Annotated in this window: 1 protein-coding gene; it reads left to right on the plus strand. The window is 71.9% G+C overall.

Annotated elements, in window-relative coordinates; genetic code table 11:
- The coding region (locus ACT89H_RS29310; protein WP_445111905.1) for a thioesterase domain-containing protein at positions 1-1,254 on the plus strand (1,254 nt) is incomplete at its 5' end.
- Between the last annotated feature and the right edge of the window lie 440 nt (positions 1,255-1,694).

Here is a 1,694-nt window from a genome sequence, read left to right on the forward strand (position 1 = left end):
GCCGACGAGCAGGCCGGGGACCGGTTGATCGGCTATGTCGTGGCCGACCCCGGGGCGAGCCTGGACCCGAATACGGTCCGCGCCGACGTCGCCGCGTTCTTGACCGGGTACATGGTGCCCGACGCCGTGGTCGTCCTCGACGTCTTGCCGCTGACCGCGAACGGGAAGCTGGACCGGCGCGCGTTGCCCGCGCCGGAGATCGTCAGCGCGGTCGACTACCGCGCGCCGCAGACCCCCACCGAGCAGGCGGTGGCCGCCGTGTACGCCGACCTGCTCGGCGCGGCGGAAGTCGGGGTGGACGACGACTTCTTCGCGTTGGGTGGTAACTCGCTGCTCGCGGCGCAGGTCGCCGGACGGCTGCGGGACGCGACCGGAGCGGCGGTGCAGGTGCAGTGGTTCTTCACCGACGCCACGGTGGCGGGCTTGGCCGCGCGCATCGACGCGGGCGACGCCGACGCCGGCGCGGCGCTGGACGTGCTGCTGCCCATCCGGGCGAGCGGATCGGCCGCGCCGCTGTTCTGCCTGCATCCGATGTACGGCTTGGCCTGGTCGTACGCGGGCTTGGCCCAATTCCTGCCCGCCGAGCAGCCGATCTTCGGTCTGCAATCGCCCGCGCTGTCGGAGGACGGCGAACTGCCCGGTTCGCTGGCCGAGCTGGCCGAGCGCTACCTGTCGGAGATCAGGGCGGTACAACCGCAGGGACCGTACCGGTTGCTCGGCTGGTCCCTCGGCGGCGTGCTCGCCCATGCCATCGCCACCAGGTTGCAGGACGCGGGCGAGCAGGTGGAGTTGCTGGCCATGATGGACAGCCACCCGAATCCGGACGTGGTCGGTTTCCGCGCGGCGGTGCGCGGCGCACTGGCCGAACTCGGTCTCGACACGGCGGTCACCGCGGACGGCGATGTCTACGAACTCGACGACGAGTCGTTGGCCGCGCTGCACGCCATGATCCCGGCCGATCTGGTCGCGGTGACGCCCGAGCGGCTGCGCCGGATCTACCGCAGCGCGGTCCGCTCGGCGGAGCTGATCGCCGAGCACCGGCCCGGGGTTTTCCACGGCACCGTGCAGTACTTCAGCGCGGCGGTCGCCGACCCCACCGACGAGTTGCGCGCCGCGGCGGCCGATTGGTGGCCGTATGTCCAGGGCATGGTGGTCGACCGGCCGGTGGAGGTCGTCCACGCTCGGATGGCCACACCGGAGGCGCTGGCGGTGATCGGCCCGCAGCTGGCCGCTCTGCTCGACGCTCGCCGTTGACAGCCCCTGCCGACGTCGCGAACCCCATACGCGCGTCGGCAGGGAATAATCAACCGCGGCACTCGTCACACGCGCCCGTTCTCGACCCGGAACCACCGGGTCGGGGCCGGTCGCGCACGGCGTGCGCCGGCGGTTCGGTAACGATCGACCTGCGCGTTCGATGATCCCAAGGTGGGGAGCGTGGTGACGTGCGTGTGGCGACGATAGACAGGGTGAGGCAGCACGATGGTTCGGGCGGTCGGGCAGCGCAGTGACGAAACCGCGGAAGCGGTGCGCGTATGACCCGCGCGGCGCGTGTGCGCCCGACCCGGACCCGCCGCCACCGCGTCACCACCTTGCCGCAGTTGATGGCCACCGCTGTCGAGGCCAACCCGAGCGGTGCGGCCGTCGTGTTCGCCGACGCGACCGCCACCCGCGCCGAGCTGAGCTATGCCGAGCTG

The sequence above is a fragment of the Nocardia aegles genome (genome assembly GCF_052545135.1).